This window comes from Streptomyces sp. NPDC047108, assembly GCF_040643575.1.
In the GTDB taxonomy this organism is placed as follows: domain Bacteria; phylum Actinomycetota; class Actinomycetes; order Streptomycetales; family Streptomycetaceae; genus Streptomyces.
This window is the reverse complement of the sequence record NZ_JBEYUP010000041.1, coordinates 1-7,052: the sequence shown is the minus strand read 5'-3', so window position 1 is coordinate 7,052 and position 7,052 is coordinate 1. Positions and strand designations below refer to the sequence as shown.

Genomic DNA, 7,052 nt, shown 5'->3' with positions numbered 1-7,052 from the left:
ATACCCGACGGTCTGCTCGAGGTCGAACTCCAGACCACGGGCAATAGCCCGCTGGAAAGCATCCTCGCCCAGACCCTGCTGCGCCCGGACGGCGATGCGGCGCAGGACGTCCTTCGCTTCCGCTGGAAGCTCGCCAAGACTCCCAGTGGAACCGTCTGAGCCGGCGAAGTGCCGGAACGCCTCCCTTGAGCGGCCCTTCTTCTTGAACCGCGGGTAGCCCACCCGGCGGCCGGCCCGGGCGCCGCCCAGTCAGTTTTGCCAGGCCCTGTCGGCGTCGATGAACGCCGACTGGAAGGCATAGGTGTTGACTTCGTGCCGCCACGGGCATGGCCGATGGGGCCCGAGCGTGCCGGGCGGGAGGCCGTCCGCGCGCGAGTCGCCCTTGATCGAATTGAGGTGCTTCTGCACAGCAGGCTCCGTCGGCACCGGCACCCGAACCCGCTTACGGGCCTCCGCCTCCTCACAGGCGTCTGCCGGCAACTCGCAGCGGAACTCGGCCCGCAGGGGGTTCGCGTCTGCTGGCTTCCCTCCCCCGGCTCTCCCGCACCCGGCGAGGAGAACCAGGCCGATCAGGCGGTGCTCCTGGCCGAACGCCCCACCTACGACGACGTCGCCAACGCCGCGGTCTTCGCCGCCTCCAGCTGGGCCCGCCGATGACAGCCACCGAACTCAACCTCACTGGCGGCCTCGTACCAGACTGACGGCACCCCGCCCGACCCTGTGAAGCCGGGCAGGGCTTCGCCGCGCCGAATGGTCCGGGTCGGCGGATAATGGGGGGTGTTCGGCGCGGGGGCTCCGTGTCGGATAGCACGAGGAGCACGATCATGGCCAGGCCCTCACAGCACCACCGGGACCCGCAGGATCCCCAGAAGTGGGCCGCACGCACCGCGCCCGGCGAAGAGCAAGCAGTGGGCACTGGTCAGCTCGTTGGTCGCTCCGGCCCAGCAGCCTACGCCGTTCCGCAGCCGCCCCCGGTCGTGCCCGGCACCCCGCAGGAATGGTCCCGTGGCAGGGTCTTCTGGCGGATCTTCCTCGGCGTGCAGTTGCTCTTTCGGGCGGTGACCGGCATGGGCCCGGGTGCACGAACCACAGTTCGGGCGAGCCATCCGGATCCCGGCCCGGTTCCCCTTCTGACCGTTTCCTTGGCGGTTCCGCGCTGCCGGGGCCGTACCTGTCGGTCAGGTGCTGTAGGCAGCTTTTCCCATGTTGAGGAGTAGATCATGGGCATTGAGACGTTCCTGCGTAATCCCTCGCGGTCGGATGACGAGCCTGCAGTTGATCCGGGTCTGCAGGAGCCCGGCTCGTTCTCGCTGTCAACGCAACTGATGCAGGATGCGGTGCCAGCCGAGGGCGTGGAGGTCGGGGACGGGTCCTATAACCAGGAGGCGCTGTTCTCGAACCCGTTCAAGGAAGGGCGCGAGGAAGCGCTGGTGGTCAACCGTAAGGGCCAGATCACGTACCTGGAGCGGACGGACTCGTCGGTTACGGGATGGCTGCAGGAGCCGGTCGAGGCGCCGCTGGTTGCCGAGGTTGTGGTGGCGGTGCATCCGTCCGGGGATGTGTGGGCCATCTGCAGCCCAAAGGATGAGAATGCCCGGGTGTTCGGGCTGGTTCTCACGGTTGAGCAGCATACGCCGGAGGGAACGGCGCGGTGCAAATGGACGGGGATGGCGACGTTCAATCAGCAAGGTATTGCCGCGCGTGGGCTGTGTGTCTCGTACGCGCAGGACGGCGGTGCCCTTGTCCTGGGGACCAGTTTGGCAAATTTCCCGGGGAGGTATTCCAATCTGGTGCTCATGCCGCGACTTCCTGAAGTAACTCAGTCTGGCTCACAGGACCGCGGCGGGTGGGTTCTTGCGCCTACGAGGGTCTTGAATACCGGCAGGCCCGTGGTTGGGGGTGGGTACTTGCCGTTCTTCTCTGCGTCGGGCAAGCCTTACACTTTCGTCTACTACCGTCTGGACGGTAAGACGCTGATCCGTATTGAGGAGCGTGAGGGCGAAGGGGGGCATTCGCCTGTGTACACGGTTTCCACCGCGGTTGAGCAGTTCTGTGGCGCCTTTCATCAGCCATACCTGAACCGTAACAACCCGCAGGGAGACGTAGGGTTCGCCTACTTGGATGCGAAGGGCGCCCTGGTGACGGGTTATTTCATGTCACCCGGACACCATCTCGTGACCACAAGCGTCAACGCGGGTTTCGTATCGAAGACGAAACTGTGGCAGGACGCTGACGGCAAACTGCATGTGTTCGGTATCAACGCTGCTGGCAGCTTGCAGGTGTTGCACCAGTCCGGATGGCAGACAGTTAAGCGGAGCGTGGGATCCGACACAGCACAGGTGCTGGAGCCGACGTGGACCCAGGCACGGGTGGCTGGGGCACCGTCGGGTATCGGCGGCTGTGATCTGGCTCGGACGAACGACCGCATCGTCGCGTTCGACTACACACGTTCCGGAAAGTCGGACCATTTGCTTGTCTACCGGCCCGGTACGCCCCCCGGCGACCACAGCGTTTGGGTGGTGAAGCGGACTTCGGAGGCCGGCGGATTCAGCAGAACGTTTGCCTCAGGGGAGGGGCTGCCGGGCTACGATTTCAGATCCTCGGCAGACCGCGTCATTGCTTACGACTACACGGGGTCAGGTAGCGCGGATCACCTGTTGGCCTACCGTCCGGGGGCAGGCAAGTTCGCTATTTTCAAGAAGCAGGAAAAGGCGGACCTGTTTGACTTGGTGGCCTCCAGCGCCAGTGATGGTATTGGGGGGTGCAACCTGGCGGATCCTCGGGACCGGCTGGTTCCGTTTGATTGGCTGGGCCGCAAGAACTTCCTGCTGGCCTATCGGCCGGGCGCAGGTAGAGCATGGGTGCTGGGACCGCAGGGTGACGGTTCGTTCAGCACCGTGTTCGAGTCCTCGGCAGGTCTCGGCGGTTTCACGCTGAGCAATGAGGCAGACCAGGTAGTCGGCTTCGACTACGACAGCTCCGGCGGTGACAATCACCTTCTGGCCTATCGGCCCGGCGCCGGAACGGTTTATGTCCTGTCGCCTTGGCGGCGCGGGGGCGGGTTCGACGCGGTGATCCACAATGACACCGGCGGCATCAGCCCGTTCCAGCTGAACGCGTCGAGCGATCGCCTGATTCCGTTCGACTACACCGGCCTGGGCAAGAACGACCATTTGCTGGCGTACCGCCCCGGCCCGAACCGGGGCGATGCTGACCAGACCGTGTATGTCTTCGAACGGAACGCCCACACCAATACCTATCAGTGGATAGAGAAATCCGCAGACGGGTTGGGCGGTTACGACTTCGCCTCTACAGCGGACCAAGTCATCGGCTATGACTACAACGGCACAGGCGGCCTCAGCTATCTGGTGGCCTACCGGCCTGGTGCGGGAAGAGTGTCCGTGATGGGCCAACGGGGCGGCAAAATCGGCCCGGTCTATCAGGCACCGCCGCCGGATAACAGAGTCCCCGTCACCGTGGGTCTGCATGCTGATGTGGTCGACTATCAGCTGGAGCCGTACCCGGATTACAAGGCCGTGGAACTGATCAAGTTGAGCCGCTCGACACCGGCCGAGGCCTACCGCCTGTACAGCCAGGACGTCACCACCTCCCGCTGGGAGACGGACAAGGTCCGCCTGCCCCAGGACCCCGGGAAGGCCCCCCACATCGTCTCGAACTACGTCGCCGATGCCACGCTGCTGTCCAAGCAGGGCAAGCCCATGCCCGGCCACCACGTGTCCGTGTCTGCCGACTCCCTGGTTGAGGTTCAGATCAACTCGATCTCTTACCAGGTCGGTCCGGGACGCGAAGTCGAAGTGGCCACCAATGAAATGGGCAAGCTGGTCCTGTCCGTTCCCGCGCGCGGCCTGAACCCGCCGGTGGTCCACCTCGACGCCGACGGACTGGAAGCCGGCACCGCGATTGACTTCGCGTCCAAGGCGAACAGCTTCCTGGCGGGCAAGGGCAGTCTCCCTTCCCAGAGAGACAGGTTCACCCCTGACCTGCTGGAGCACGCCCGGTGCACCCCGAACGCGCCCGGGATGGCGGCAGAGCCTCTGGCCGACTGGGCCGCGCTGAAGAAGCGCGGACTGACCCCGCGGGTCGTGGTCGATCACTGCGCCAACCTGTATGGGCAGGCGGCCGGTGACAAGCAGCTCAAGCCCGTCCTGTTCGACGGCCTGGATGAACCTCAGCCCGTATTCGGGTACGTCATACAGCTGTGGGATCCCGGTCGGCCGGCCTACCAAGCCTTCCGCACCCAAGCAGATCTTGACGCCTACAAGGCCTACCGCGACGCCCATCCCACCTACACCGGCTGGTGGGAGGACTTCACCAGCTGGGCCAACGACGTCTGGGAAGGCATCAAGACCGGTGCCACCCAGGTAGCGGAAGTCATCGTCACCACAGTCACCGAGATCGCCGTGTGGGTCGGCAACGTCATCGTCTCCCTGGGCGAGATGGTCGTCGAAGCGATCGAACAGGCCGTCCAGGCCGTCGAAGCGGTCTTCCAGATGGTCGCCAAAGCCGTCGTCAGAGTCATCGACTGGCTCAAGTCACTCTTCGCCTTCAAGGACATCTGGAACACGAAGATGGCCCTCGAAGACGGAGTGAAGAGCGTCCTGGCCCCATACGCGACGTCAACGTTCCGCTACTACGCCAAAACACTCGACAACTGGTTCAAACAACAAGAGGCAGCTGTCGACAAGTGGCTCAGGGAATTGACAGCCCACTATCCGAACACGCGCATGGGAGACCTTCCCAACAGCATTCCACCGCTGCCCAGTCCGACCGGCGGCACGATCGACAGGCAAGATCTCGATACGCCGCAAGGCGGCTGGTTCCTCAACAAGACAGTCGCAAGCGGCAGCGAGGGACAGGGCATCCTCCTGACCGAGCAGATCCGCCCCATGCTCGAAGACGTAGCCAGTGAATTCAAGACATTCCTCGAATTCTTGCTCGGGAACGAAGAATTCAATCAGACTCTCAACTCCCTCGGCAACCTGGACGAGCTGCCCACTTCCTTCTTCAGCGTCGACGACACTGACCCGAGCAGCCGTTCGGAACTCAGCGTTCTGGTCGCGGCACTCCGCACCATGGTGCACTCCGCTCTCGCGGCAGCGGACGCCATAATCCAGAAACTGCTATTCCTTCTCCAGTACGCCGCCCAAAGGATGGGGGCTCTTCTCAACACACCGCTCGACCTGGGCCCCGTCAACACCTTGTACGCCTGGGTGCAGAAAAAGGCGAACCCGGACAGGGAGCCCGAGCCTATGACCGTGGGCGGCCTCGGCTTCCTCATCGCGGCGTTCTACGCCACCACCGGCTACAAGCTGATCATGGGTGTCGACAAGGCACCATTCCCGGACGGTAAGTTCCCCCCGATCCCCCCGCCGCCATGGCACCTGAACCCAGCCGAAAGGGCATCCGGCAATCCGACCGACCTGCCCCCCATCGCGGCAGTGTCCTTCCAGGTCACGAGCATCGGCAAGGGGGTCCTGGAAGGCATTACAACCCCCTTCACTGACTACTGGGGCGTAATGGAACTGACCAAGGGGGAAATCCCTTCGTGGGCTATCGCCTGCTCGCTATCCGTGGACGTCTGGGGAACCCTCCTGGCACTGCCACCCATAGTCAAAGACAAGCCGGACAAGGACGACTGGCCACTCCATGGCCTATTCGCATTGAGCAGCGCGACCCTCGTCTTTGATTTGCTGGGCGTTGTCGTCGGCAAATTCGTCCCGATTACAGGCAACCGGTCCAATTTGCTCAAGAACCTCGGCGCGGCCAACAAGATCATACAGGGCTCCGCCGTTCAGTTCCTCATGGGACTTGCGTCGCTGGTTTTCGGCTGCGTGATTGCGTCGCGCACGGTGGCTTCCGGCGCCCCTCCAGGACGCGCAGTCGCAGCGTGGGTCGGGGCCATCATGGGACGCCTGCCCTGGATCGCACAGATTGCGCGAGCCATCGCGCAAACATTCGACTTCGATCCGGAGACCCGCCAGATCGTCTATATCGTCACCTCACTGTTCGACGGCGCGGTCGCTCTCGGCGGTGGACTCAACGGCGGAATAAACGCCGCCATTGAACTAGGCGATCTGCCAGGCCTGGACGGTGCGCAGATCAACCAGTCCCAGTTGCCCTACACGATTCAAGCGCGCGGCGGAAGAACAATCGTCAATACGCCGCTCAAGTGGAAGATGAGCACGGACCCCGAGGACGCCCCCCTCACGATCGAGCCCAAAAAGGACGATCCTGCGAAGGCCGTGCTCAAAAGCACGGCTCCACTGACACAGAACACCACCTGCCACATCACCATCACAGACAACTACGGCCCCCCGGTAAGCGCGCAGGCCGACATCACCATCCAACGGTGAGCCCTTGCGACCTCGTTGGAACGTCGACCGGGCGGGCGCCGGTACTGCACCGTGCTGATGACACAGGGGCCCTGGGAAGTCAGCCACGTGCCTCTTGAACGGCCTCACCCAGGACCCGTACATCGCCTTCACCGCCAACGCCTTCGCGCTGATGGGTCTGCGGCAGCTCTAATTCCTTATCGGCGGGCTGCTGAAGAAGCTGGTCCACCTTTCGTACGGCCTGTCGGTCATCCTCGGCTTCATCGGTGTGAAGCTGGTGCTGCACGCCCTGCACGAGTCCGGAGTCCGCGATGCGTTTCCCGAAGGCGGCAGTGAACCGGCTCGCTCGGCCCGGTGTGGATTCGCCGCAGACCGGAGCAGGCCATGCTCGCGGAAGTGTTCCGCCGCCGTCGCAGGCGAGTGGATGCCGTACCCGCTGTCGAGGTCGGGCACGAAACCTCACCGATCACCCAGTCGAGCGTGGTGGGCCGTTCGCTGGTGGGCTGAGCTGGGGCTTTGATAGAACCCAAATCGTCAATCCCCGCTCCCAATCGCGTGCAGATCATTACCCGACTGCGTGCATAGCGCAGTCATGTCGGCCTCACTCCGGCGCGGTGCCGTCCGCCGGCCTGAGCGGCTGCGGCGTCATAGGTTTCCCGTTGCTCCACAGCGCGGCCGATGAGCTTGTGGCTCCCGGCC

At 63.9% G+C, this 7,052-nt stretch carries 3 protein-coding genes and 1 pseudogene; 3 read left to right on the top strand and 1 reads right to left on the bottom strand.

Annotation, left to right across the window (positions count from 1 at the left end; genetic code table 11):
• Positions 1-249 precede the first annotated feature (249 nt).
• Entirely contained in the window at positions 250-408 is a 159-nt protein-coding gene (locus tag ABZ822_RS32450; RefSeq protein WP_360862048.1) for a hypothetical protein, read from the bottom strand.
• Here ABZ822_RS32450 and ABZ822_RS32445 point away from each other — a divergent pair.
• The 3 genes and pseudogenes from ABZ822_RS32445 to ABZ822_RS32435 form a co-directional block, all read left to right on the top strand.
• Entirely contained in the window at positions 397-657 is a 261-nt protein-coding gene (locus ABZ822_RS32445; protein WP_360862046.1) for a hypothetical protein, read from the top strand. The two genes, ABZ822_RS32450 and ABZ822_RS32445, sit on opposite strands and share 12 nt — an antisense overlap.
• 563 nt (positions 658-1,220) lie before the next feature.
• Positions 1,221-6,374, top strand: a complete 5,154-nt coding sequence (locus ABZ822_RS32440; protein WP_360862044.1) for a hypothetical protein — start codon at positions 1,221-1,223, stop codon at positions 6,372-6,374.
• A 100-nt stretch (positions 6,375-6,474) separates the two neighbouring features.
• Positions 6,475-6,660: pseudogene (locus tag ABZ822_RS32435) on the top strand (TerC family protein); the annotation flags it as partial.
• Positions 6,661-7,052 lie beyond the last annotated feature (392 nt).

Bases quoted from the DNA above. Each gene is read 5' to 3' on its own strand.
- ABZ822_RS32440 (WP_360862044.1), top strand. From the start codon at position 1,221: ATGGGCATTGAGACGTTCCTGCGTAATCCCTCGCGGTCGGATGACGAG.